A 287-nucleotide genomic window follows, 5' to 3' on the forward strand; every position below is an offset into this window, starting at 1 on the left:
GTTGCCCCATGACCGATCCGCACGCCCCGGGGCTGCCCTCAGCGCCGTGCCAGATACCTCTGCATGGCACGGTGCAGTGTCTTGTTGACGGCGCCCTCGAGCGCCAGCTCCCATTCACCGAGCGTCTCGACGACCTGGCCTCCCGTGCCGAGCTTCCAGCGCATCAGGCCGAACGACCGCTCCTGCGGATCCAGTACGTCGGGCACACCTCGCATGTCGTACACCTCGGCACCCAGCGCGTGCGCGTCCTTGAGCATCCGCCACTGCAGGGCGTTGCTCGGCCGCAC

At 68.6% G+C, this 287-nt stretch carries 1 protein-coding gene; it reads right to left on the reverse strand.

What is annotated here, in order from left to right; genetic code table 11:
- Nucleotides 1-38: 38 nt before the first annotated feature.
- Nucleotides 39-287: peptidoglycan bridge formation glycyltransferase FemA/FemB family protein (locus ACPXCS_RS39730; protein WP_425971259.1), on the reverse strand; the 249-nt coding region annotated here is incomplete at its 5' end.

This window comes from Streptomyces sp. DT190 (assembly GCF_049846985.1).
In the GTDB taxonomy this organism is placed as follows: domain Bacteria; phylum Actinomycetota; class Actinomycetes; order Streptomycetales; family Streptomycetaceae; genus Streptomyces.